Source organism: Cohnella hashimotonis, assembly GCF_030014955.1.
Taxonomy (GTDB): domain Bacteria; phylum Bacillota; class Bacilli; order Paenibacillales; family Paenibacillaceae; genus Cohnella; species Cohnella hashimotonis.
The window spans coordinates 6,521,036-6,547,097 of sequence record NZ_JAGRPV010000001.1 but is presented as its reverse complement, the minus strand read 5'-3'; the positions used below and the strand labels follow the sequence as shown (position 1 = coordinate 6,547,097).

The window sequence follows — 26,062 nt, the reverse complement described above, 5'->3', positions numbered from 1 at the left end:
CGATGAACATCCGTTCGAGAGGAGACAAATGGTTCGATGCCATGAACGTCTTCATCATGCTGGCCGTCATGGTACTGACGATCGCCCCGTTCTGGTTCGCGCTTGTGGGCTCGTTCAACCAGGGTCTCGATTATTCGCGGGGAGGCGTTTATTTCTGGCCTCGCACGTTTACGCTATCGAATTACGTGACGGTTTTTGCCGATCACACGATCTACCACGCCTATTTCATTACGATCATGCGAACGCTCGCAGGCACGGTGCTGCACGTCGCGTTTACCGCGCTCGTCGCCTACGGCATGTCGCGCAAAGCGCTGGCAGGCCGCAACGTCTATATGATCGTCATGCTGTTCACGATGTTCTTTTACGGCGGCCTGATCCCGAACTATTTGCTATACAAGGAACTGGGGCTGCTGAATCACTTTCTCGTGTTAATTATTCCGACCCTGTTCAGCGTATGGGATATGATTATCATGATGTCGTTTTTCCGGTCGATCCCCGAGCAGATCATCGAGTCCGCCAAGATCGACGGCGCCGGCGAATACCGCATTTTCCTTCAGCTCATCATGCCGCTGACCAAGCCGGTCCTGGCAGCGATCGCGCTGTTCACCGGGGTATACCATTGGAACGCCTATACGGATGCGCTGATGTTCACGACGAAGGACGCGCTGGAGCCGGTGCAGCTGTTCCTGATGCGCATCGTCACGGATTCCGGGGCGGCGTCGAAGTTCGGCGCGCAAGCCGCGAGCGTGATGCCGGAAGAAGCGAAGCAGATCAGTCCGGAGACGCTCAAGCTCGCCATGATGCTTGCGACCACGGCACCGATTCTGATTATTTATCCGTTTCTTCAGAAGTACTTCGTAAAAGGCGTGCTGATCGGTTCCGTCAAAGGTTGATCTTCGCGCCGGGCGGCACGTACGGGCCGGCTTGCGCGCGAATTACAACATATAGCTTATACAAATCTAGCATTTACAAGTCGTATGGGGAGGCACAACACATGCAACGCAGTAAAACATGGATCGGCGCCACGACGGCCGTCGTTCTGCTCGGGGGACTTCTCGCGGGCTGCTCTTCCGGCAACAAGAACGGGAACAACGCACAAGCTTCGCAATCGGCCGCGCCGACGGCAAGCGCATCGGCATCGGCTTCGGCATCGCCGACCGCGTCGGCGGACGACAAGTCGCCGATCAAGATCTCCTGGTTCGTCGATCAGGACTACTACAAGAAAAATTGGGATCCGGTCAACAACCTGCTCGACAAAATGATTACCGACGACACCGGCGTCTCGATCGACTTTTCCTCGGGTACGCCCGAGAAGCTCAGCGCACTCATCGCTTCCGGAGATATTCCGGACGTCGTCACCGTCGACAAAGGCAACCCGCAGCGCGGCGTGCTGGAGAAGTCGGGCCTGGTGTCGCCGCTCGACGAGCTGATTCAGAAGTACGATCCGAGCTTCGACGTGCCGAAGTCGATGCAGGACTGGTTCCGCAACGCGGACGGCCACTTCTACGGCTACGCCAGCTTTTTCTGGGCGAAGGAAAAGTTCAAGGAAGGCGACAGCATCCGAAGCAATCAAGGCTTGTACGCGCGCAAAGACATCATGGATCAGCTCGGCATCAAGCCGGAGGACTTCAATACGAAGGAAGGCATGGTAGCCGCCCTTCGCAAGGTCAAGGACGCCAAAGTCCAATACAACGGCTTTACGGTAACGCCTGCCTATTTCGAAAGCTGGGTCATCGGCAGCTTCTTCGGGGCGCCGCGCGAAGACGCGTCGGGCAATCTGGTCGACCGCGAACGCACGCCGGAGATGCTCGAAGCCTACAAGTTCCTGAATCAGCTGTATAAGGAAGGCTTGATGCCGGAAGACAGCCAGACGCTCGACCAGGATCAGCTCAAGGAGAAGGTCGCGAACGGCTCCGTCTTCGCGATCACGAACAAAAATCTCGACTGGAGCGCGCTGTATCAGAAGGATCCCAAAGCCTTGTTCGTTCACGTCGGACCGGTCGTCGGCGACGCCGGCAACAAGCCTTATGTCGATCCCGTCAACGCTTCGGGCTGGACGCTCACGATGGTCAACAGCAAGACCAAATACCCGGATCGCATCATCAAGCTGCTCGACTACTTGTCCACCGACGAGATGAGCCTGAACGTGAACTACGGGCCGAAGGGCGCGGCGTGGGACTTTGACGAAAACGGCAAGGTAAAGCTGAGCGACGAATTCAACGCGCTGAACGCCGAGGATCCGAACAAAGCCAAAAACAAATACGGCAACGGCACGCTTCAATGGCTCATCAACTGGACGCCGATCCAGCGCACTGCGCCGGCGCCCGTCACGGCCGACGCGATTGCCAAGGATGAGAGCGCGTTGTTCTTCGCGAAGCTGACGTACGACATGCTGCCGTTCGAATCGATCACGCCGCTCGGCGGCACCGACGAAGGCGGCATCAACGCCAAGGTCGAGGAGAACCGCAAGAAATGGCGCGCCAAGATGATCCTCGCCAAGACGCCGGCCGACGTGGAGAAGTATTTTAACGACGAGGTCGACACGGAAGCGAAGCTTGGCTATCAGAAGCTCTACGATTACCAGAACAAGCAATTCCAGGACGCGAAGAAGGCGCTCGGCCTGCAATTCGCTTGGCCTGCGAATCAGAAGTAATAGAGCGAGGCAATAGAGACAGCATACGCGGGCGCTGGCAACGGCGTCCGCGTATCTATAGGAGCGGGAGAACCGGCTGGAATCGATCATAAAGGGGAACGATGACGATGTCCAACGGTTGGAAAAGCAAAAGTCTGTCCGCATTGCTGGCTTTAACGCTTATGATTCCTTTATTCGGCGCCGGCGCCGATAAGGCCAATGCCGATGTCCCGGCCGGCTGGCAGCCGATCGACACGGAGCCGTCGATTGCCGCAGGCAGCGCTTTGGATCTGTCGGGGCTGAACGACGTTCCGGCGGGAAGCCACGGATTTATCCAGATCGACGGCGACGGGGATTATGTATTCGCGGGCCAGACGCAGCGCAAGGTGAAGCTGTACGGGGCGAATTTATCCTGGAAAATGTACTACGGCTCCCGTGAGGATGCGGAGCGTACGGCGGAGCGTCTGGCGCGGCTCGGCTATAACGTCGTTCGGCTGCATTCGCTCGATTCGATGGGCGACGATGCGCCAGGCGTTTTTAAGCTGAATTCGGCGACGCCGCAGATCAATGAAGACCGGATGGACCAGGTCGAATATCTCATCTCCAGGCTCAAGGCGCATGGCATCTATGTCACGATCGATTTGTTCCAGCTGTACGATTTTAAGAACGATCCTAACCTTAATATCTATGGGTCAAGCTACAATTCTCCCTACCTGTTTCCGTTCGTGCCTGCGGCGGTGGATGCCTGGAAAACGATCGCCAGCGCGCTGCTGACGCATGTCAATCCGTATACCGGTCTCGCCTTGAAAAACGATCCGGTGCTTGTGGGCGTCAGCCCGTGGAACGAGTCGCTGGTCCTTAACATGGACCTGAGCAAGATGACACCAGCTTTCGGTAGTTACCTGAAGGATGATTTCAATGCGTTTCTGAGTGGTCGCGGCGCTGCTCCGGTCACGTCGATGCCCAATCAATATTGGAGTACGAGCGGCACGCTCAAAGACCAACTGAGCGCTTACTATTCGGCGCGAACGATCGCAGCGGCCAACGAGATGCGGAATTATTTGAAAAACGTGCTTCAAGTCCATGCCCCGATCGGCGGCCTCAACTTCATTTATAGTCCGAACGTGAACTTCTGGCGCGACCAGTCGTCGGACGTGTACGAGACGCATATGTACCACCAGTTCGTTACGGACAGCGCGCCAGTTAACAACGGCCAATACGGCTTCCAGTACAACGCGCTTAAATATCCGCGCCTCAGCATGACGTTCGACGCCGCGACCAACGCGAGCTATCCGCCCGCTTACGCGGGCGATACGTTGACGGGAAGCTACTATCCGTCCCTGGCTTTAAGGCAAAAGTACGATACGCCGTTCATCCTGACGGAGTTCCAGGATACGTTTCCGGTCAAGGGGCGCGAGGAGGTCGGCATCTTCAACGGCGCGATCGGCGCTTACCAAGGCTGGGACATGATGAACCGGTATTCGTTCGGCATGAACGTAGGCGACGCCTATTCCAACAGCAAGCTTGGAACGCCGGAGACGTTCTCGATCACGAACGACCCGCTGGCGATTACCTCCGAGACGCAGGCCGCGCTGCTGTACCGCACCGGCGCCGTCCAGACGAGCGCGCCCAAGTTCGCCATCGTATGGGATAAGGCCTGGGTTAGCGACATGGGGTCCGCTTCCGATCTGGAGACCCAAATTGCCAACATGATGTATATTCCGCATTTGTTCAATACGGCGACGGTATATGCGGACAATCCGGGACAGCCGTTCGCGGTTTACAAGATCACGCCGGAGCTGACGTCGGCGGACATTAGAGCGGGCGATTTCCCTGCGGCGAACCTTGTTCCGATTACGACCGCGATGAACAAAACGCAAGTGGCGGAAACGATGATTAATGCGTTGGATGCGTCTCCGATGAAGACGGCGATGCTTGACGCGCTGGATGACAACAAGCTGCTGTCCGACACAGGCGAGCTTCTGTTCGATCTGAATCTTAATACGTACATGGTTCGTGCGCCGAAGGTCGCTGCGGCAGCGGGAACGATGAACAATAACGCGCTCGATCTCGGCTCCGTATCGGTGACGGGGGACGTGTACAAGGGAACGTTCCTCGCTTCTTCGCTCGACAATAACGCGCTGGAAGACAGCGACAGAATGCTGCTCGTCTACACGACCGACGTCGCGGCGACCGGCGAACGGACGATCCAGCAGCCGGGCGGTATCGTTCAATACTACAAGGGCACGCTTCCCACGCTCGCCAAGGAGCAGACCGCCGTGGTCAAGCTCGCGACGGATCGCCCTGCGGCCGGTTACAAAGCCTATAAGCTGGCGCTGAACGGCGTAAGGCTGCAGGAGATTCCCGTTGCGGCCGATGCGAACGGCATTTCGCTTCAGCTCGATACCGACAAAGGATTTTCGTTCGAGCTGGTCTACGACCCGATGTTCGAGGATACGTTCGAGGACGGCAACGCGAACGGATGGACGGCGGCGACAGGGTCATGGAGCGTCGTGACGAGCGGCGGCAATTCCGCGTACCGCGCGAGCGCCAACGGCAAGTCCGTAATCGACGCGACGTACGGCGGCGACTATGCGATTGAGGCCGGCGTACGTTCGGCGAGCAACGCGGGCGGCGTCGGCTTGCTGGCCAAATATGCGGATAGCGATAATTATTATGCGTACGAGTACCGCGCCGACACGGGCAGTGCCGTCATCAAGAAGCGCTTAGGCGGCGTAGACACCGTCGTTCAAACGGTAAACGGTTTGTCGACCTTCGCATCCGGAACGCCTTACAAGCTGCGGTTCGAGACGATCGGCACGAGCCTGGTGGGCTACCTGAACGGCACGTCCGTTATCTCCGCCGTCGACGCTTCGCTTGCCGGAGGCAAAGCCGGTCTGTTGTCGGCGTCGGCGCAGTCCGTTGACTTCGATAACGTCGTGGTCCGTCATTATGACCGCGCGGCGCCGGCCGCTCCTGCGGGCTTGACCGCGGTGCCGATCTCGGCCAACGAGATCGACTTGTCCTGGCAGGCGCCTGCCGACGAGACGGGCGTCAAGGGCTATAAGGTGTTCCGCGACGGCGTGGAGATCGCCGCCGTCAACGGCGCCTTCCAGAGCTACAAGGATACGGGACTGACGATTTCCACCGCCTATCACTATTCGGTTAAGGCCTACGATCTCTATGACCGGTTGTCCGGTGCCAGCGGCGAAATCACCGCAACGACGACAAGCACGCTGTTCGCGACCGACTTCGAGGACTTGAATCTGGCCCCATGGACAACGGTAGGCGGTTGGGGGACCTTTTACATCGTGAAGGACGGCAATACGAAGGTCTTTCTGTCCGATAACGCGTCCTCCGGCTCGACCAAGTCGGTAACGGGGCCGGCAAGCACGGCGCCCGGCGCATGGACGAATTACAGCGTCGAAGCCAAGACCAAGGTAGACAGCTGGCACGACCGCGTCGGCTTGGTCGCGCGATATCAAAACGCCAGCAATTATTACTATATGAGCTATTCCGGCTACTATCATACGGTATCGCTGGTGAAATATCAGAACGGCACGGATACGACGCTGGCTTCGACGACGCTCAGCGCAGATCCGACGGCCGGCGCCTACCATACCTTCAAGCTGGAAGTGAACGGCAGCTCGATCAAAGGCTATATCGACGGCGCATTGCTCGTCAGCGGGACTTCGATCGCATTTACTTCCGGTCAGGCGGGCGTATACTCGCACATGCAGAAGACGTATTTCGACGACTTTAACGTACAGAAGCTATAATCAGACGCAGCCCTGTTAGCGGCAAGTGGACAGAAGGCTGTACGTGCAGGAAACGGACAGGAAAGGCGGACGCAAATCGCGTCCGCCTTTCCGTTATGCGGTTTTCGTGTGGGAGACGTGCATCAGATAGACAAACGCATCAACGCCGGCATAGCGGAGAAGTGCATCATGCGGGCCCTTCTTGCCAATTGGAACGCGGTATGGAGGCCGGTATCATGGGGGCGGACGGAGGAGAGGTCATGCAAGTGCAGGATGTGCTCATAAGCAAAAGCCGGTGCCAAGGCGCGGCGCTTCGGGTCCCGCCGAAATAAGACGCTGCCACATCGTTATCGGAGCGCGAAGTCGGCGGAGAACCAGCCAGAAAACCGGCCAGCGGCGACCGTCAGTCCGAATCTTAACCCATCTCGATCCACAGCAACGTCCATACGCTTAGCGAGGGCACCTCGACCTCCAGCGTCATCCCGCGCAGGCTGTCCGTCACCCGGTACTCAAGCTGCCGCGGCCGGCCGAGCCGATCGTCCGGCGAGGCGGCGAATACGCCGACAGGCTCGCGGTCGAGCAGAATGCGCACGCCGATGCCGGGGATGACGGAGGGTTCGTTCTTCCCCTCGTTCCAGTAGTCCTCCGACTGGCCGGACAGGTTGACGAAGCTGACCGTTTTGAACCTTTCGCTTTCCCGGATGATCGTCCATACTTTACCGGCCTCGCCATAGGTGCTGTAGTTCAGCCCGTCGAATACGTACTCCAGGTTATCGCCGTCGGCATGCGTCATGGAGACGTCGCGGAGCGAGGCGTCGTACAGCAGATTCGCGTAGCGGATCTGAAAGTCGTAGTATCGCCTGAGCGCAGCCGCGAAGTCGGCTCCCGCCGGACTGTAGTCCACATAGTAGGCCTGCGTCAGCAGCGATTGCGACTCGCCGGCCAGCAGATGATAGGCGCCGAGCGAGGCGATGATCGACGTCAGCAGCAGTCCGCTCCAATAAGCGCGCGCCGGATCGGCTTCCTTGCGGAACGGCGCCAGGTACGCCGCCAGAATGACCGGCTTGCCGTCGCCCGCCGACTGCGCCTCGCGAATGATCTGCCGTATGTGATGGTAGCGTTCGTACGGCTTCCATACCTCGACGTAGACCGCCTCCTGGTTCGCCGCCGCGACCGGTCCGACGGGCCAATTGCCGACATTGTTAAAGATGAGCCCGATGTCCGGATGCGCCTTCGACAGCGCCGCTTTGGTGTCGTCGATGAGCTGCGGGAAGTGCGCCTCCAGCCGTACGATGCGAGATTCGCCGTCGAGCCGGGAGATTCCCGTCTTGGGGAATCCGTACGTGTCCATATGAATGCCGTCGAACCCGACTTCTTCTACCGCGCGCCGGTACTGATCAATGATATGGGCATGCCAGGGACTGGAGGCTTCGATATTCATAATCGTGAAAATACCGATGAAGTCGTACGGCTCTCCGTCGCTCTGATAGAGCGCCCACTCCGGATGCCGGGCGGCGAACGGCTTGCTCGCCGCGTAAACCGCGCCGTAGGCAAAAGCCTTCATCCCGTATTCGTGGCACAGCTCCGTTTTTTCCCGCACGACGTCCAGACAAAGCTCGCGGCCCATCAAGTCGGTATAGGCATTGTTTTCCGGGATCAGCTCGTCGTGTTTGTACATCCAGTCGTAAAATTGCACGAGATTGATATGCAGCTTGTTCAGCCACTTTACGTCCTCCGCGTCGCCGCGGTCGGCGTCGGCGAAGTCGCTCAGAAAGCCGTAACGCGTCGATCTGCGCCAATCGTCGACGACATCGAACGCCGTGGAGGCCGTATCCAGCGGCGCTCCGTGTTCGTCCAGCAGATCCGCATCCACGCCAAAGCCGTCAAATGCCGCTTGGATAGCCGGCAGCTCGACCGTCAGCGCAAGTACGCCGGACACGCGATCCATGGCTGCAAAGGCGATGCTTGCGCCGTGCGTATCGAACGACTGGCCGCCGGCGGCTGCAGCCTCCATAACAGCCTCCACAGCCTCGCTGCCGCGATATGGCGCCAGATCCCGGACAACGCTGAGCAGGACGCGGTCCAGTCGGCGCACCGCCAGCGCAAGGCGAGTACCATGCGCATCCGGCTCCAGCTCGATGGCGATGCGCACGGGCTCGCCGCTTCGGAACTGGGCTTGCAGCGGATAAATATCTTTGATCATGTCTCGTGTCTCTCCCTTGTATGTCGGGGATTCGGACGGGCCTCATCCCTTAACGGCGCCCGCCGAGATGCCTTTGACGAAGTAGCGTTGGAATATAAAATAGACGGCGACGGCGGGCAGCATGCCGATCAGAGAAGCGGCGGCCATCTGCGTATAGTCGGCGCCATAGGTTTGGACGAATCGCCCGATGGCGAGCGGTACCGTCTGCATGTCCTGACTTTGCAGAAAAAAGACGGACTGGGCGTAGTTGTTCCACGCGCCGATCGCGTTCAAAATGACGAGCGTCGAGGTGATCGGAAGCAGCAGCGGGAACGAGATGCGCCAGAAGGCCGTAAACGGCGTGCAGCCGTCGATGACGGCGGACTCCTCGATCTCCTTGGACAGCGAGCGAATGAAGTTCGTATACAGGAAAACGGATTGGGGGATGAAGCCCGTCGCGATGAGCAGAATCAGCGCCCAATGCGTATTGATGCCGCCGATCGACTTCATCAGTCCGTACAGCGGCACGTTGTTGATAATGCCCGGAATCATCATGCTGAACAGCAGCGCGGCGAAAAAGAGGCGATTGTACCACGTACGGACGCGAGCGAACACATAGCCGGCGCCCGCCGACGCGAACACGGACAGCAGCACGCTCCCGGCCATAAGGATGAGGGAGTTGAGCATCGCGTTGCCCAGCTTCGACTGTGCCCACGCATGCTGCAGGTTGCTCCATTCTATCGTTCGGAGGATCAGGCGGCTGTCCGATATCGGATCCGAGTCGGGCATCAGCGCCGTATAAACGAGCATATAGAACGGGATCAGCGAGACGAGGGCGACGATCGCCAAGATGACGTACAGGATGAGCTTGCGCATGGTTCCCTCCTAGGCCTCGTGATCGGCCCGATTCATCAGCCATAGCGCGACGGAGACGGGGATTAGAATGACGGCGAACATGATGACGGCGACGGCCGTCGCATAACCGGTATGTCCGTTGAAGGAATTTCGCATGATGAAGATGCTCATCGACTCCGTCGCGTAGCCGGGACCGCCGTCGGTCAGCGCGGAGATGACGTCGAAGACGGCAAGCGAGCCGATCAGATTGGTAATGACGTTGATGCGGATCGCCGGCAGCAGCAGCGGCAGCGTAATGTAGCGCACGGTTGTCCAATAGCCGGCGCCGTCGATCCTGGCCGCCTCGTTCACCTCGGGAGAGATGCCCTGCAAGCCTGCCAGGTAGACGATCATCGCGTAGCCGACGAACTGCCACAGATTCACGCCGACGATGACGCGCAGCGCCTGATCGGGCGAACCGAGCCAGTCCCGGTACCAGGAAGACAGATGGAGCATATCGAGCAATTGCAGCAGCGCGCCGTTTTCCGAGTTGAGCAGCAGCAGCCACACATAGCCCATGATGAGCGGGCTGATGATCGCCGGCATATAGACGAACGTGCGTACAAAGCCCTTGCCGGCGAGCTTGTTGTCCAGCAACAGCGCGTACAGGAGCCCCGCCGCGCAGAGCAGCAGCGGGCTGATCAGGCCGAATGCGAGCGTGACGCGCAGCGCATGGATCGCCCTGTCATCATGGAAAAAGTCGATGAAATTGCGAAGGCCGATGTAGCGATAACCCGGGGTCATGCCGTTCCAGTCGGTCAGGCTGATGCGGACGCCTTGCGCGAGCGGGACGACGAAGAAGACGGCGAACAGGAGCATCGCCGGCACGGCCATGAACAGATGCAGCCGTTCGCTCGCTCCGCGAATGAGTCTGGTCATGCGTATTCACCTCGAATGCCGTTAGGCAGGCCGGACCGCAAACGGCGCCGAGCCTGCCTGATTGGTCGAATAAAGCGTTTATTGCGCAGGCGCGCCGTAGCCTTTATCCCAGTTGTCCTTGAACATCTTGGCGAAGTCGGCAGGCGTCTTGTAGGCGTCGACAAGCAGTTCCTGAACGGAGCGGCCGATCGCGTCCGAGTTATAGCCGCTCGGCGTCCATGGCCAGCGCGAGGCGACAAAAGCCGTCTGCGTGCTGGCTTCGATGTCCTTGCTAAGAACGGACCAGTCGGCGGAGGCGTCTTTGTAGACGCTCGGCGAGTTGCGCAGCAGGGAGTAAGATTTTTGCACGTCCGGGCTCATCAGAAACGCGACGAATTGCAGCGCGGCTTCCTTGCCTGGCGATTGCTCGGCTACCGAGATCGCGCCGTCCGGACTGCCGATCATATACGGCTTGTCGTCCGCGAGCAATCCGGGAATCGGCCAGAACCCCAGCTTAACGTCCGGATTTTTCTTCAGGATGTCGCCAAGCGCCCACATGCCCTGGATGACAAAGGCGGCTTTGCCGTTCGCGATGGCGTCGAGCTGGTTGTCGTATGAGGCGGACGCGCCGTTTTTGTTGACGAGACCGCTCTTTTTCATGTCCATGATCGCCTTGGCGAACGTCTCTACGCCGCCCCCGGCCTGATCCAGAGCGAGCTTCGCGGCGTCGTTGGCGACCAACGCCTTGTGGGCTTCCTCGACGCCCAGTTTCTGCTGGATGCTGCCGAGCGGCAAATATTGCGCGAGCTGGCCGAGCGTCCACGAATCCTTGCCGCCCAGGTACAACGGGGTTATGCCGTTTTTCTTGTCTTTCACCGACTGAAGGGCCGCGGTGAATTCCGCCCATGTCTTGGGTTGCCGGATGCCCAGCTCCGCGACGATGTCTTTGTTGTAGTAGAGGCCCGTATACGAGACCGTCATCGGCAGGTAGAACTGCTTGTCGGCCCGGTTCGTGTCCGCCACGCTTTGCTTGATCGAAGGGTTGGTCAGCCGGTCCCAGACGGCGGTGTCCCCGGCGAAGTCGTAGAACAGGTCCTGGTCGTAAAACTCCTGCGGGACCTGCGCCAATGCCACGATATCCGGCGTGTCCCCCGAGGCGATCTTGACCTTGAGCACGTCCGATGCGCTCTTCTGAAACTCCTGCTCGATCGTAATGTTGCCGTGCTGCGCGTGGAACGCGTTGATCTGCTCGTTCAGCCAATCGACCGCCTCGACCGTTCCGTTCAGCAGCGTGAGCTTGACGTCCTTCGCTTGCTCGGACGGCGATGCGCTCGCGCTTGGTTCGGAGGAGGATGCCGACGCGCTGCCGCTTGGCGAAGCCGAAGCCGGCGAAGTATTGCCGCCGTTTTCGTCGTTGCCGCCGCAGCCGGCAAGCAGCCCGGCCGCCATGACCGCGACGCCTGCCCCTGACCACCATTTTTTATTCATACGCTAATCACCCCTATAGTCGATTAAAAGCATGAGAGGCTCCGCGGAAGCGCCGAATACAAGGCGGCCGGATGAACCGCCGATCCCGTTGCCCCGGTATGCCCTTGCCATGAATTAAGCATAGACCGGCTTCGGCGTTTGCGATATTCCGTTTTTTTCGTCTGAAGGATCGATTTTTTCCGGGGGAGCCTGCGGCGCTCGCCGCTTTGATATAATGCATTTACCGGCGAACGGGGAAGGAGCCCGACGACACGATGTATAACGTATTGATCGTTGACGACGAAGCGGTCCAGCGGGAATATTTGCGCGAGGTGATCCCTTCCCTCGATCCCCGCTTTACCGTGGCGGGGGAGGCCGCCGACGGCGAGGAGGCGCTCGCCTGGCTGGCGGCGCATGCGGCGGACGTGCTCGTGACCGACATCAAGATGCCCGTGATGGACGGTCTCGCGTTATGCAGAATCGCCTATGAGCAGTATCCGCGCATGCGCAGAGTCATTCTCTCCGGCCACGAGGAATTTGAATACGTGCGCGAAGCGCTTGTCTATAAGGCAGAGCAATACTTGCTGAAGCCGCCGGGCCGAGAGGCGGTGCGTTTGTTGTTCGCAGGGCTGGCGGACGATCTGGAGCGCGAGCGCGGGGACGCGCGGGCGCTGCGCGGGCTTCAGTCGCTGTCCGAAGAGGGGCGGATGCAGGTCGGGCGCAGGCTGCTTCAGGCCCTGATCGCAGGCGCGGAGGCGGAGATCGGCACGCTCTTTCCGCTGGCCTACCGGATGAAAATTCCGCTTTTCGAGGGCGAGGGCCTGCTCCTGCTGCTCGCCATCGACGAGAGCTCGATGCGCGAACAGGGCGTCGCGCCCCATGAGCGGTCTTTGTTCGATTACATCTTGAACCAGGTTACGGCGGAGCTGGCGCAATCGACCGCGCTTGCGTGGACGCTGTTCGACAGCCGCGAACGGACGGCTGTCCTGCTGTCGGGAACCGACCCGCAAGCGCTGTCGGCCGGGGCGGAAGCGCTCTTCGGCAAAATACGGCAGACGATGCGGGACACGGCAGGTTTGACCTTGACCGGCGGCGCCAGTTCCTTGATCGAGGACGTTCAGCAGCTGGATGCCGCATATGCGGAAGCGCATGCGGCGGTCTGCCGCAAGTATCTGGAAGGCGGCGATACGCTGTATGCGTCCGGCGACGGCGCGAATTCGGCTGCCGACGCGTTCGATACGCTCGTGCAGGCGGCTTCGGCCGAGTTGTCGGATCCGTATGGCGATCGGCGTGCCGCCTACGGCCGGCCGGCATTAGATGCGCTGCTGCCGAACGGCCGGAAGCTCGATGCCGCATGCGCCTATGGCCTTGTCGCCGCGCTGCTCGGCGAGCTGCAGCGGCTGGCCGGCGGCAAGCGGCACTCCGGGCAGTGGGCTGCGGCTTGGCAGGCGCTGGACCGCGCCATTCCGGCCGGCAATCCCGCCGTATGGACGGCGACCGCGCTGGCGGACGCTTGCCGGTCGGCACTGGCGCCGCTGACCGCAGCCGGCGCCGATCCGGAGCCGCGCCCCGCCTTCGAGGCCGCCGAGCGGCAGCTCGCCCTGAATATACGCGCCTACATCGACGCGAATTATGCGGAGCCCATCTCGCTGGCCTTGCTGTCGGATAAGTTCAGGGCTTCGCAGCAGCATATCAGCACCATTTTCCACAAGCACGCCGGCACGCCCTATATCAGGTACATGACGCGCGTCCGCATGGATAACGCGGCTCGCCTGTTGTCCGCTCATCCGGACATGAAGATCTTCGAGGTCGCCGAGCGGACGGGTTACGCCAACGTCAAACACTTCAGCTACGTGTTCAAAAAGCACTTTGGCGTCACGCCGGGCGAGTACGGCGCAAGGGAATAGAGGAGGAGGGGAGGCGCATGCGCGAGGAAGTGCGGCAATCCAGGAGAGCCGGCGGGCGGGCGGGACGCCTTGGCGGGCGGCTCAGGCGACAGAGCCTGAAGCTCAAGCTCGTCGGTACGACCATCTTGCTTTTTCTCGTTACCGTCTCTCTCGTTTCGTTCCTGTCGTACGACCGGTACACGCGGGATTTTCAACGGCAATCCAACGAAAGCACCCGGCAGACGCTCGATCAGCTGTCCCTCAATATCGACAACTACATCGACGATCTCTTCCGCCTCTCTCTGTCGCCCTATAATAACCTGCAGGTGCTGCAGCTGCTCGACGAGCCGACGCCCGACAGCGATCTTGCCCGTCTGATGCGCGAGCGGCAGATCGAGGATTTCCTGGGTCAGATGATCGTCACGCCGCGCCTGGACATCCTGCAGGTTTACATCATTACGGCGACGGACGTGTACATGAACGGCAGGGCGACCCTGGTAGAGCCGCTTGAACCGAATTTCCGCGATGAAGCCTGGTACCGCGACGCGCTCGCGACGCAGAAGGCGACCTTTCTCTCCGCGAACAAGACGATCAAGTCGAATCCGGGCGTCAAGGTGTTTTCTATCGTCAAGCAGCTGCGCAGTCTGCGCGATACGACCAAGCCGCTGGCCGTCATCAAGGTGGACGCCAACTATTCGGGTATCGCGAACCTGGCCGACAAGGTCGATCTGGGCGATCGCGGCGGCCTGGTCATCGCCGATCGCGGCGGCAACGTGATCTATTCAAGCTTGCGCGGACCCGACGAATCGAAGATGGTGTCCGCCGCCCTGGCCAGCGGCGCCGGCCGGTTTCACTTGAAGGAAAACGGCGAGAAATATCTCGTTGCGACTTCGCCGATCGAACGCGCGGACTGGTTGGCGATCTCGGTCGGATCCGTCAAGGAAATGAACAAGAGCGCCGCGATTACCCGTAATTTCACGATTCTCATCGCCGCTTTCTGCTCGCTCTTTGCCTGTGTCGTGCTTTATTGGCTCGTGCGCGGCTTTCTGCGTCCGCTGATGCGGCTGGTCGGACTCATGAAGCAAGTCAAGCTGGGTCACCTTTCTTTGCGGTTTGCGGATGCAAGGACCGGGGACGAGATCGGCTATATCGGCGCCTCGTTCAATACGATGCTGGATCGCATCGAGGAGATGATGCAGGAGAACACGCGGCTGACCAAAGAGGTTTTCGAGACGCGCTACCTGCAGAAGGAGGCGCAGATCCATGCGCTCCTGAGCCAGATCAGGCCGCACTTCATCTACAACACGCTCCACACGATCGGCGCGCTTATCCAAATGGGGCGCACGGAGCAGGCCACGGACAATCTCGAGAAGCTGAGCCTTATCCTGCGCGGCTTCGCCAGCACTGAACAGACGATACCGCTCAGGCGGGAGCTCGAGCTGCTGGAAGCGTACCTCAGCATTCAAAAAAGCCGGTTCGGCGACAGGCTTCGGACGAAAATCGAGGTGGACGACTCGCTGCTGGATGCGGCTATTCCCGCCGTGCTGCTGCAGCCAATCGTGGAAAACGCCGTCGTCCACAGCTGCGAGGCGAGACGCGAGCCGACGACGATTCGCGTAGCCGCATTCCTGGAAGAAGGCGTGCTGACGCTTGTCGTCAGCGACGACGGCGTCGGCATCGGCGACGCCAAGCTCGCCGAGCTGCGCGGACGTCTTGCGGACGGCGGCGCGCTCCAGCTGGAGGCGTCGGGCGGATGGGAGCTGCGGCGGGGCATCGGTCTCGTCAATGTTCACAATCGGCTCCGCATGAGGTACGGCGAGCTCTACGGACTGACTGTCGACGGCAACCATGGAGAAGGCACGACGGTTCGCGCGACGCTGCCTCTGCTCGAGACGCTGCCATCAAGCATAAGTCGGCGCGAGGGAGCGGCTTGCGCTCAAAGCAAGTAAATACGAAGACGAAGCTGGCAAGCGCCGCGCAGCCGAACCGACCGATAAGGTCGGCTGTTTTTTGAAAATATCGGAGAGCCGGCGCTTTTATGATGTTTGGCGGGTCGAAAAACCTGCACGGGTACATGTATTTCCCGCCGACCGACGGTACGTGATAACATACCTGCAAATATGCAGGTAAATTCAAAGCAATAGCCGGAAATCGGGCTTATGTAGGAAAATGCCTGCATATTTGCATCCTTTCTTCTTCAAAGGATCGGAGTAGGAAAAAGAGATGTAAATATGCAGGAATTGCGGCGAAAAAATGAAGCGGCGGGCGACAGGCCGCTCCGTCAAAACGGCTTCGGATGGGCCATCAATCTGCATCCGGGTCAACGCGTTTCGGATGGGCCATCGATCGGCATCCGGGTCCAACGCGTTTCGAATAGCCGCAAGACCGATAAGGACCGTCAGGGATCTTCCCTGGCGGTTTTCTTTGCGCTGCGCCGCTGCAGGTAGTCGCCAAAACCAAACTATTGGTCGGCAAACCGAAAGCGGTGTCAGACGGCGCGGCGGTACAATGGAATCATGAGCGCGCGAATGAACGATGGAGGCGATACGCATGGATTCCTTGCAAATATACGGCTTGACGGCAGAGTATCGAACCCGGCTGCTGGGAACGGATGTCCGGCGTCCGCGGATCAGCTGGAAGCTGCGATCCGAGCGCAAAGGTACGCTTCAGGAAGCGTATCGGATTCAGGTGGCCAAGGGACAAGCGGACTTTGAATCGCCGCTGTGGGACAGCGGGCGCATCGAATCGGACGAATCGGTGCTGATCCCCTATGACGGACCGGAGGCACAATCCCGCACGAGATATTATTACCGCGTCAAGGCTTGGGACACGTTCGGCCGGGAGTCGGAGTGGAGCGAGACGGAGTGGTGGGAGACCGCGTTGCTGTCCGTGGATGAATGGCAAGTGCAATGGATCACCCCCGATTCGCGCGCGATCGAGCCGGCGGCCGAGCCGGCGTTCCTGCTGCGCAAGCCGTTCGACCTGAACGAAGGGGATATCGTATCGGCGCGCATCTACGCGACGGCCGCGGGTGTCTACAAGCTGTACCTGAACGGCAGCAAAGTTGGCGATGACGAGCTCGCGCCCGGCTGGACGAGCTACAACAGCCGCCTGCAATACCAGACCTACGACGTGACGGCGCTGCTTCGCGAAGGCGGCAACGCGCTTGGGGCGACGGTGGCGAACGGCTGGTACAAAGGGCGTCTGGGCTGGGAAAACAAGTCCAACCATTACGGCGACAGAAGAGCGGTCCTCGTCCAATTGCATGTTCGGTACCGGGACGGCGCGGAGGTCGTGATCGCGAGCGACGAGAGCTGGAAGGCGGCGACGGGGCCTGTGCTCATGTCCGAGCTCTACGACGGAGAAACCTACGACGCCCGTCTCGAATGGAAGGGCTGGAGCGAGCCGGGCTTCGACGATACCGCCTGGCACGGCACGGAACGGCTCGACCTCGGTTACTCGCGCCTGGTCGCGCAGGAGAACGTGCCGACGCGCGTCACGGAGACGCTCAAGCCAATCGCCGCGATCCGAACGCCGGAGGGAGACGCCATCCTCGATATGGGACAGAACATGGTGGGACGGATTCGGCTGACGGTGGCGGCTCCCGCGGGCACGGCGATCAAGCTGACGCACGCCGAGGTGCTGGACAAGCACGGCAACTTTTACATGGGCAACATTCGTACCGCCAAGCAGACCGTCACCTATATCGCACGAGGCGAAGGGACGGAGACGTACGCGCCGCATTTTACGTTCCAAGGCTTTCGTTACGTTAAGGTGGAGGGATTCCCCTATCAAGAAAACGGATTGCCGCTCGATGCCTTCGCAGGCGAAGTGATGCACAGCGACATGCAGCGGACCGGCGCGTTCGAATGTTCGGACGAGCGGGTGAACCGGCTGCAGCAAAATATCATATGGGGACAGCGCGGCAACTTCCTCGACGTGCCGACGGACTGTCCGCAGCGCGACGAGCGCCTCGGCTGGACCGGAGACGCCCAGGTATTCGCGCCGACCGCCTTGTTCAACTACAACGGCGCGGCCTTCTTCGCCAAGTGGCTGCGCGACCTCAAGGCCGATCAGCTGCCGGACGGCAGCGTGCCGTTCGTCGTCCCGAACATCCTGCAGGGGTACAATGCGGCGGCGTGGAGCGACGCGGCCACGGTCGTTCCCTGGGCTATATACGTCAGCTGCGGCGACAAACGGATCTTGGCCGAACAGTACGGCAGTATGAAGGCGTGGGTCGACTATATTCGGGGCCAAGGGGAGCGGGAGCATATTTGGGATACGGGCTTCCACTTCGGCGACTGGCTGGCGCTGGACGCCAAGGAGGGCAGCTATATGGGCGCCACGCCGAACCATATGGTGACGGCGGCTTACTTCGCCCTTTCCGCGCGCATCCTGGGGGATGCCGCCCGGCTGCTTGGGCTCGAGGAGGATGCGGATTATTACGGCGCGCTGGCCAAAAGAGTCGCGGCGGCCTACCGCGACGAATTCATCACGCCGAACGGGCGGGTCGCCGCCCAGACGCAGACGGCCAACGTCATCGCGCTCTTCTTCGACCTCGTCGATCCGAAGGACCGTCCCCGGATCGCCCGGGACTTGAACGAGATGATCGTCGACAACGACTACCATCTGACGACCGGGTTCGTCGGCACGCCGTTCCTTTGCTTCGCGCTGTCGGACAACGGCTACCATGAGACCGCGGTCAAGCTGCTGCTTCAGCAAACCTACCCGTCCTGGCTGTATTCGGTCGCCAAGGGCGCGACGACGATCTGGGAGCACTGGGACGGCATCAAGCCGGACGGATCGTTCTGGAGCGACGATATGAACTCCTTCAACCATTACGCCTACGGCGCGGTGGGCGATTGGATGTACCGCAAGATCGCCGGCCTGGCGCCGGACCCGGCAAGTCCGGGCTACAAGCGTATTCGCATCGAGCCCGATTACACGGGCGGCAGGCTCAGCCACGCGCGCGCCTCTTACGAATCGATGTACGGCATGGTCGAATCGGGCTGGGCGTTCGCCGGGAACGGGAACGGGAATGAGGACGAGATCGAGCTGCGGGCGGCGATTCCCGCCAACGTCGGCGCATCCATTCTGCTGCGCGGCGCGGACGCGGATCAAGTCAGCTGCAACGGAGCCGGCCTGGCGGACGCCGAAGGGATCGTCTCCTTCCGCCAAGAGGCGGACGGCGTCCGCGTCGAAGCGGGCTCGGGCGTTTACGCCTTCACGTACGCCCGGCCTCATGCTTCCTATCGCACGTATCACCCTGGCATGCGGCTCGGCGAATTGGCGCAATGGGATGCCGCCAAGCGCATTCTGGACCGCCATGCGCCCGGATTCGCCGACAACCTGGGGTATATGGAAAAGCTGCCGCTCCCGGCGGCGGCGAACAACCCGATGGGCGGGGGCCTCTCGCAGGCACAGTTCGAGGCGATCGTGGCTGAGCTGCAGACGCTTAGAGCGTAGCCGCAACGTCATGCACCCGTCATAAAATAAGCTGCCGGAGGGAAAACGAATGGAGAATGCGACCAAGCAAGCGGCAGTACGTTATGCGCAAAACGGGCAAGGACCGTTGTTAGGCTACGACGAGACATCCGGCGTGCGAATTCTGCACGTGGACGGTCTCGCCTTCAAGGATCTGAACAAGGACGGCAAGCTGGATCCGTACGAGGACTGGCGGCTGCCGCCAGAAGAACGGGCCAGGGACCTCGCCTCCAAAATGACGATCGAGCAAATCGCCGGCCTCATGCTTTACAGCAGCCATCAGGCCATCCCCGGCAACATGGGATGGTTCCCCGCGACGTACGCCGGCGGCCAATCGTTCCCGGACAGCGGCGCGGCGCCCGGCGACTTGTCCGATCAACAGCTGGATTTCCTGTCGAACGATCACATCCGGCACATCCTGGTCACGCGCGTGCAGAGCCCGGAAGTCGCCGCGCGCTGGAACAACAACGTGCAAGCGTACGCCGAGCGCCTCGGCCTCGGCATTCCGGCCAACAACAGCTCGGATCCCCGCCACGGCTCGGATACGTCCAAGGAGTTCAACGCGGGCGCGGGCGGCGCGATCTCCATGTGGCCGGAGAGCATGGGGCTGGCGGCCACGTTCGATCCGGCGGTCGCCCGGGAATTCGGCGAGATCGCCTCGCGGGAATACCGCGCGCTCGGCCTCTCCACGGCGCTGTCGCCGCAGGTGGATCTGGCGACGGATCCGCGCTGGTTCCGCTTCGGCATGACGTTCGGCGAAGACCCGCGGCTGGCCGCGGACATGGCGCGCGCCTACATCGACGGCTTCCAGACGTCGGAAGGGAGCGCCGAGATCGCGGACGGCTGGGGCAGCGACAGCGTGAACGCCATGGTGAAGCACTGGCCGGGCGGCGGGTCGGGGGAAGCCGGGCGCGACGCCCACTTCGGCTACGGCAAATACGCGGTCTATCCCGGCAACAACTTCGAGGAGCACCTGCTTCCCTTTACGGAAGGCGCGTTCCGCCTCGCGGGCAAGACCGGCGCAGCCTCGGCCGTCATGCCCTACTACACGATCTCCGTCGGCCAGGATCCGGTGAACGGCGAGAACGTCGGCAATGCCTACAACGCCTATCTCATCCGCGACCTGCTGCGCGGGAAGTACGGCTACGACGGCGTCGTCTGCACGGACTGGGGCATCACGGCCGACGAGGGCGCGGACATCGAACGGCTCTTCCCCGGCGGCCGCTGCTGGGGCGTGGAGGAAGGCCATACGGTCGCGCAGCGCCACTACAAGCTGCTCATGGCGGGCGTCGATCAGTTCGGCGGCAATAACGATGCCGGTCCCGTGATCGAAGCCTACCGGATCGGCGTCGAGGCGCACGGGGAAGCGTTCATGCGCGCGCGCTTCGAGCAGTCGGCGGTTCGGCTGCTGAAGAACATGTTCCGGTTGGGCTTATTCGAGAATCCTTATTTGAACCCCGGCGAATCCGCGGCACTCGTCGGCAATCCCGCCTTCATGGAGGCCGGCTACCGGGCGCAGCTTAGATCCGTCGTGATGCTCAAGAACGAAGGCGTCCTGCCGCTTGCGAAGCGGAAAAAGGTGTACGTCCCCAAGCGGAAGCTGCCGGCGGACACCGACTGGATGGGGAATCCGGTCCCGCCCTCGGAGGCTTATCCGATCAACCTGGCGGTCGTGCAAAAGTACTTCGAAGTAACCGACCGGCCGGCGGACGCGGACTTCGCGCTCGTCTGCATCGAAAGCCCCCGTTCGACGAAAGGCTACAGCAAGGCCGACACGGAGGCCGGGGGCAACGGCTATATACCGATCAGCTTGCAGTACCGGCCCTATACGGCGGAGCAGGCGCGGGAGACCAGTCTCGCCGGAGATCCGCGAGACGTGCTGAACCGCTCGTACAAAGGAAAGACGGCGGCCGTCGCGAACGAAGGCGATCTCGACGCGGTGCTGGAGACGAAGCGGCTCATGAACGGCAAGCCGGTCGTCGTCTCCATCGCGTTGTCGAATCCGGCCGTCGCAGCCGAATTCGAGCCGTCGGCCGACGCCATCCTCGCGCACTTCGGCGTGCAGGACCAGGCGATCCTCGATATACTGACGGGCGCGTTCGAGCCGCAGGCGCTGCTGCCGTTCCAAATGCCCGCGGACATGAACGCCGTGGAGGCGCAGCTCGAAGACGTCCCCCACGACATGGACGTTTACGTGGATTCGGCCGGCCTTGCCTACGACTTTGCCTTCGGCTTGAACTGGAGCGGTGTCATCGAGGACGCAAGAACGAGCCGGTACGCGAAAAAACGGCGAACTTCATAGCGATCGACCGGGGGAAGGGATGCCGCGACGGGCCCTTCCTTCGAGCATATACCGCGGCCATTTAAAAGCGCTATAATGCTAGGACCAAGCTTAACGAAGAATCGCAAGGAGGGCGGCGGCCATGCGCAAGATCCGAACGTACGTCAACTCGGTCCGCTTTAAATTTTTCGCCGCCGTTCTCGTTATTTTCGTACCGCTGATCACCGTGCTGATCATCAACAACTTTTATTCCGGAGAGGTCGTCCGCAATCAGGTCGCGCAATCGAACAAAAACCTGCTCAGCCTTTATATGGGCCAAATCGATCAAAGGCTGGAAGAAGTCGACAAATACTTGTCCAACACGCTCGAGAGCGATCTGAACGTCCTGGATATGGAATTTCCCAAGTCGCGCGACGAGGACCGCTACAATATCGCCAAGCTGACGCTGTTCAACAAGCTGAAGGACGATATCGGCTACTACCCGATTCTGGACGCCTTCTTCGTCTATTCCGCGGTCAACAAAGATCTCTTGATAAGCCAGCCGCCGACGGACAGCTACGAAGCGAGGGAGAACGCGCGCCAGGAGATTCAGAAGGTCGTCGAGAACGACGCCGACACGATCGACTATTCCCGCTGGCATGTCCGAAGCGGCGCGAACGGCGATTACTTGTTCCACCTGATGAAGTCCGGCAACGTGTATATGGGCGCCTGGGTCGGAAGCGACAAATTGATGGTGCCGCTCAGTCTGATCGATCTGGGGGAATCCGGCGCGGCGGTCATCACGACCGGCGACAACAAGCCGATCAGCCACGGCGCCCTCTTCGAGGACAAGGGCATCGACTTGACGTTCCCGGAAGCGACCTACGCCATCAGCGGAAAAGGCAAACACGCGTACCTGATCATGGGCGAGAGATCCCAGCGGGGCAACTTCAATCTCGTGGCGCTCGTGCCCGAAAACGAAATCCTGCAAAAGCTGCCGTATCTTCAGCGGGTATCGTCGATTATCTCCATCGCCGCGGTCATGTTCCTGCTCCTCTTCCTGGCGATGATGCGGAGCATCTTCCTGAACCCGGTCAAGCGGATCGTCATCGCCATGCGCAAGCTTCGCGACGGCAATTGGGAATCGAGGATCGAACAGAAGCCGACGTCCACCGAGTTTCAGATCGTGAACGAGACGTTTAACCGGATGATCGGCGAGATTCACGACCTGAAGATCAACGTTTACGAGGAAAAGCTGAACCATCAGCGCGCTGAGCTCAAGCATTTGCAGCTTCAGATCAATCCGCATTTTTTTCTGAATTCGCTCAACATCATCTACAATCTGGCGACGGTCAAAGATTTTTCGCTGATCCAGGAGATGACCAAGTGCCTCGTTTCCTATTTCCGGTTTATGTTCCGCAGCAGCTCCTATTTCGTAGCGCTTGGCGATGAGCTGTCCCATACCGCAAACTATTTGCGCATTCAGCAGCTGCGGTTCCCCGACTTGCTGCACTACAGCGTCGATAAGCCGAACGATCTGCTCGCGCAGGAGGTGCCGCCGCTGATCGTGCAGACGATGGTGGAGAATGCGATCAAGTACGCCGTGAATATGGACGAGCCGATACGGATCTCCGTCGAGGTCGCGCAAACGGAAGACGAAGAGGGCCATCCGCGGTTGGTCATCCATGTTAAGGACACCGGGCCCGGGTTCCCGGGCGAAGTGCTCGGCCGGCTCGCTTTAGACCCGGAACAAGCCGGGAGCGAGGGCGGCGAGCAGATCGGCATCTGGAATGCCAGAAGACGGCTGCGGCTGTTGTATCAAGATCGGGCGACGATCGATTTCTATAACGAGGCCGGTCTGGGCGCGGTCGTGAAGATCGAGCTGCCGATGGAAAAGAAAGCGGGGTAATTCGCGATGTACCATGTTCTAATCGTAGACGACGAGATCCACGCGGTCAGAGGCTTGCAGGCCGGCGTAAATTGGGAGCGTCTGGACATCGGCTTCGTTCATACGGCGCACAGCATGAAGCAAGCCCAGGAGGTGTTCCGCGAACAGCCGGTCCACTTGGTCGTTTGCGACATCGAGATGCCGCAGGGCTCCGGTCTGGAGCTGGTCGCCTGGGTCAAGGAACATTATCCGGATACGGAGACGATCTTTTTGACCTGCCATTCCGATTTTTCGTTCGCGAAGCAGGCGATCCAGATGAACAGCTTCGACTATATGCTCAAGCCGGTCGATTATGCGGAGCTCGAGACCGTCATCGGAAAAGCGCTCGGGAAAATGAAAAAGGAGAAGGAGCTGCGATCGTTCGAGGAGACCCATCACCATTACCGCAAGCTCTGGGAGTCCCATCAGCCTGTCGTGGCCGAACGGTTCTGGCAGGATCTCATTCACCGGAAAATCCCCGCCAACCCGCAGGCCGTGCAGGCGCATCTTCGCGCCGCCGGTCTGACGTTCGGCGAAGACGCGCTGTTCAGGCCGATGTACATTCGCGTGCAGCGCTGGCACAAGGAGCTGTCCGAACGGGATCGGCGGATCATGGAGTACGCGCTTCGCAACGTGCTGGAGGAAGTCATGAAGGACGTTCCGGGAACCGCGGTCATCCCGATCGGGGAAGGGGCGCTGCTGACCGTCGTGCCCGTGGACCGGCCGGCCGAAGACGCGGAGCTCCGGGCGAACGGCGATGCGTTCATTCAAAACTGCAATCAGTATTTGTTCTGCGATCTCAGCAGCTACGTCGGCGATACGACGCCGCTTCACGAATTGCCGGACATGCTGCGGAGACTGCAGGAGATGGATGCAAACAATGTCACGCAAGTGAACCGGACGTTCATTCTGGGCGAGAAGCGCAAAGGGGCGTGTTCGGCGCAACCGGCGCCTTTGGCCGAATGGGGCGAATGGATGAAGCAAGGCGCCCGGAACAAGCTGACCGAGCGCGTCGAGCGGTACCTGGAGGCTTGGAAAGAAACAGGGAGCGGCGTGGACGCGCACACCGTCCATTCGTTTTATCAGGACTTCCTTCAGATGGTGTTTTTCGTCCTGCAATCCAAAGGCCTGCAGGCGAATCAGGTGTTCGCCCAGAACCTGCTGACGGACAGGCCGGAATCGGTTCTTCGCTCGATTCGGGCCTTGCAGGAATGGACGCGGTACGTCATCGAAGTGGCGATGAACCACATTCATTCCATCGAAGAAAACCTGTCCGTCGTGGACAAAGCCAAGCGATACATCGCGCAGCAGCTCGGTCAGCAGGATCTGTCCCGCGAGGACATCGCGAACCATGTGTTCCTGAACCCCGACTACCTGACCCGCGTCTTCAAGAAGGAAACCGGGATGTCGCTGTCGGACTACCTGCAGCAGAAGCGGATCGATTATGCGAAGGAGCTGCTCGAGAGCACCGGGCAATCCGTCAGCGATATCGGGCTCGCGGCCGGTTACTCCAACCTGTCCTACTTCTCGACGATTTTCAAGAAAGCGACGGGCCTGAACCCGGTGGATTATCGCAAGCGCGCGCAGCGGCAATAGACCGGAAAGGGCCGTCAAGGAGCGGGTTTCGTTCCTCTGGCGGCCTTGCGTTTTTCCGTCCCCGACGAGGTCGGAATATCGAAAGTCGGAAGTCGTATTATTGGTAAGCGGCGCGTCCCCGCTCCCCTTAGAATAAAGACATAACGAAGGACACGAAAGAAGGGGACAGCATTGACACGGACAGGATGGGCCTCGACGTTCAAAAAGCTCAAGCGCTATCGGGCATTGTTTCTCATGATGGTTCCCGGCCTCGCCTACCTTATCATGAACAACTACCTGCCGATGTTCGGCGTGATCATCGCCTTCAAGGACATCAACTATGCCAAAGGCATCCTCGGCAGCGACTGGATCGGCTTCAAAAATTTCGAGTATCTGTTTATGACGAAGGATGCTCTCGTCATTACGCGGAACACCATCCTGTACAACGGATCGTTCATTATCCTCAACACGGCATTCGCCATCGGCGTCGCGATCCTGCTCAACGAAGTGCGCAGCAAGTTCGCCGCCCGCCTTTACCAGAGCGTCATCCTGCTGCCGTTCCTGATCTCGATGGTCATCGTCGGCTATCTCGTTCTCTCCATGCTGAGCGCTGAAAGCGGATACTTGAACCTGAATTTGCTGCCGATGCTCGGCATCGAGCCGATCTCCTGGTATTTCGAACCGAAATATTGGCCCTACATCCTGACGATCGTTCAGCTCTGGAAGGGTACAGGCTACCTGTGCGTCATCTTCCTGGCGGCGATCATCGGCATCGACAACGAATACTACGAGGCGGCCACGATCGACGGCGCCAGCAAATGGCATCAGATCCGCAGCATAACGGTGCCGCTGATCGCGCCGACGATCACCATCATGACGCTGCTCGCCATCGGCCGCATTTTCTACTCGGACTTCGGCCTGTTCTATCAGGTGCCGCTCAACTCCGGCCCGCTTCAGCCGGTGACGGACGTCATCGACACCTACGTATACCGCGGCTTGATGACCCTCGGCGATATCGGCATGTCCTCCGCAGCGGGCCTCTATCAGTCGGTCGTCGGATTCGTCCTCGTGCTGCTCTCCAATTACATCGTCTCGAAGCGCAGCAAAGAGAACGCCTTGTTCTAATCCGAAAGGGGGGA

14 protein-coding genes are annotated in these 26,062 nt (G+C 60.2%); 10 read left to right on the top strand and 4 right to left on the bottom strand.

Translation table 11 applies throughout. The annotated features are described in order from the left end of the window. Positions 1-2: 2 nt before the first annotated feature. From KB449_RS26085 to KB449_RS26075, 3 genes are all read left to right on the top strand, one after another. Positions 3-893, top strand: a complete 891-nt coding sequence (locus KB449_RS26085) for a carbohydrate ABC transporter permease (RefSeq protein WP_282911165.1) — start codon at positions 3-5, stop codon at positions 891-893. 101 nt (positions 894-994) lie between these two features. Next, complete coding sequence (locus KB449_RS26080; RefSeq protein ID WP_282911164.1) at positions 995-2,653, top strand: type 2 periplasmic-binding domain-containing protein; 1,659 nt, start codon at positions 995-997, stop codon at positions 2,651-2,653. A gap of 107 nt (positions 2,654-2,760) precedes the next feature. Then, positions 2,761-6,411 carry a fibronectin type III domain-containing protein gene (locus tag KB449_RS26075; RefSeq protein ID WP_282911163.1) on the top strand — a complete coding sequence of 1,217 codons (3,651 nt, stop codon included), beginning with the start codon at positions 2,761-2,763 and terminating at the stop codon, positions 6,409-6,411. Between the two features lie 394 nt (positions 6,412-6,805). Here the strand turns inward: KB449_RS26075 and KB449_RS26070 are convergent, their stop codons facing one another. The 4 genes from KB449_RS26070 to KB449_RS26055 all read right to left on the bottom strand — a co-directional run bounded on the left by KB449_RS26070 (position 6,806) and on the right by KB449_RS26055 (position 11,812). Then, positions 6,806-8,593, bottom strand: a complete 1,788-nt coding sequence (locus KB449_RS26070) for a glycoside hydrolase family 66 protein (protein WP_282911162.1) — start codon at positions 8,591-8,593, stop codon at positions 6,806-6,808. Between the two features lie 42 nt (positions 8,594-8,635). Further along, a complete protein-coding gene (locus tag KB449_RS26065; RefSeq protein WP_282911161.1) occupies positions 8,636-9,448 on the bottom strand; it encodes a carbohydrate ABC transporter permease in 813 nt (270 codons plus the stop codon). 9 nt (positions 9,449-9,457) lie between these two features. Beyond that, positions 9,458-10,345 carry a carbohydrate ABC transporter permease gene (locus tag KB449_RS26060; RefSeq protein ID WP_282911160.1) on the bottom strand — a complete coding sequence of 296 codons (888 nt, stop codon included), beginning with the start codon at positions 10,343-10,345 and terminating at the stop codon, positions 9,458-9,460. 78 nt (positions 10,346-10,423) lie between these two features. Further along, on the bottom strand, positions 10,424-11,812 hold the full coding sequence (locus KB449_RS26055; protein WP_282911159.1) for an ABC transporter substrate-binding protein: 1,389 nt from the start codon (positions 11,810-11,812) through the stop codon (positions 10,424-10,426). A gap of 254 nt (positions 11,813-12,066) precedes the next feature. Here KB449_RS26055 and KB449_RS26050 point away from each other — a divergent pair, with 254 nt between their 5' ends. The 7 genes from KB449_RS26050 to KB449_RS26020 all read left to right on the top strand — a co-directional run bounded on the left by KB449_RS26050 (position 12,067) and on the right by KB449_RS26020 (position 26,048). Next, complete coding sequence (locus KB449_RS26050; RefSeq protein ID WP_282911158.1) at positions 12,067-13,698, top strand: response regulator transcription factor; 1,632 nt, start codon at positions 12,067-12,069, stop codon at positions 13,696-13,698. Positions 13,699-13,715: 17 nt separating this feature from the next. Next, the gene (locus KB449_RS26045) at positions 13,716-15,626 is read left to right on the top strand and encodes a sensor histidine kinase (RefSeq protein WP_282911157.1); all 1,911 of its coding nucleotides are present in this window, start codon (positions 13,716-13,718) and stop codon (positions 15,624-15,626) included. A 601-nt stretch (positions 15,627-16,227) separates the two neighbouring features. Next, on the top strand, positions 16,228-19,143 hold the full coding sequence (locus tag KB449_RS26040; RefSeq protein WP_282911156.1) for an alpha-L-rhamnosidase: 2,916 nt from the start codon (positions 16,228-16,230) through the stop codon (positions 19,141-19,143). A 49-nt stretch (positions 19,144-19,192) separates the two neighbouring features. Further along, on the top strand, positions 19,193-21,463 hold the full coding sequence (locus KB449_RS26035; protein WP_282911155.1) for a glycoside hydrolase family 3 protein: 2,271 nt from the start codon (positions 19,193-19,195) through the stop codon (positions 21,461-21,463). A 121-nt stretch (positions 21,464-21,584) separates the two neighbouring features. After that, complete coding sequence (locus KB449_RS26030; RefSeq protein ID WP_282911154.1) at positions 21,585-23,330, top strand: sensor histidine kinase; 1,746 nt, start codon at positions 21,585-21,587, stop codon at positions 23,328-23,330. 6 nt (positions 23,331-23,336) lie between these two features. After that, positions 23,337-24,944 (top strand): helix-turn-helix domain-containing protein, encoded by a 1,608-nt coding sequence (locus KB449_RS26025; RefSeq protein WP_282911153.1) that lies wholly within the window; start codon positions 23,337-23,339, stop codon positions 24,942-24,944. A 234-nt stretch (positions 24,945-25,178) separates the two neighbouring features. Further along, entirely contained in the window at positions 25,179-26,048 is an 870-nt protein-coding gene (locus KB449_RS26020) for an ABC transporter permease (protein WP_282912906.1), read from the top strand. Positions 26,049-26,062 lie beyond the last annotated feature (14 nt).

Excerpts from the sequence above, each read along its gene's own strand:
- KB449_RS26085 (WP_282911165.1), top strand. The coding sequence starts at position 3 with ATGAACATCCGTTCGAGAGGAGACAAATGGTTCGATGCCATGAACGTC.
- KB449_RS26080 (WP_282911164.1), top strand. The coding sequence starts at position 995 with ATGCAACGCAGTAAAACATGGATCGGCGCCACGACGGCCGTCGTTCTG.
- KB449_RS26075 (WP_282911163.1), top strand. The coding sequence starts at position 2,761 with ATGTCCAACGGTTGGAAAAGCAAAAGTCTGTCCGCATTGCTGGCTTTA.
- KB449_RS26070 (WP_282911162.1), bottom strand. The coding sequence starts at position 8,593 with ATGATCAAAGATATTTATCCGCTGCAAGCCCAGTTCCGAAGCGGCGAG.
- KB449_RS26065 (WP_282911161.1), bottom strand. The coding sequence starts at position 9,448 with ATGCGCAAGCTCATCCTGTACGTCATCTTGGCGATCGTCGCCCTCGTC.
- KB449_RS26060 (WP_282911160.1), bottom strand. The coding sequence starts at position 10,345 with ATGACCAGACTCATTCGCGGAGCGAGCGAACGGCTGCATCTGTTCATG.
- KB449_RS26055 (WP_282911159.1), bottom strand. The coding sequence starts at position 11,812 with ATGAATAAAAAATGGTGGTCAGGGGCAGGCGTCGCGGTCATGGCGGCC.
- KB449_RS26050 (WP_282911158.1), top strand. The coding sequence starts at position 12,067 with ATGTATAACGTATTGATCGTTGACGACGAAGCGGTCCAGCGGGAATAT.
- KB449_RS26045 (WP_282911157.1), top strand. The coding sequence starts at position 13,716 with ATGCGCGAGGAAGTGCGGCAATCCAGGAGAGCCGGCGGGCGGGCGGGA.
- KB449_RS26040 (WP_282911156.1), top strand. The coding sequence starts at position 16,228 with ATGGATTCCTTGCAAATATACGGCTTGACGGCAGAGTATCGAACCCGG.
- KB449_RS26035 (WP_282911155.1), top strand. The coding sequence starts at position 19,193 with ATGGAGAATGCGACCAAGCAAGCGGCAGTACGTTATGCGCAAAACGGG.
- KB449_RS26030 (WP_282911154.1), top strand. The coding sequence starts at position 21,585 with ATGCGCAAGATCCGAACGTACGTCAACTCGGTCCGCTTTAAATTTTTC.
- KB449_RS26025 (WP_282911153.1), top strand. The coding sequence starts at position 23,337 with ATGTACCATGTTCTAATCGTAGACGACGAGATCCACGCGGTCAGAGGC.
- KB449_RS26020 (WP_282912906.1), top strand. The coding sequence starts at position 25,179 with ATGATGGTTCCCGGCCTCGCCTACCTTATCATGAACAACTACCTGCCG.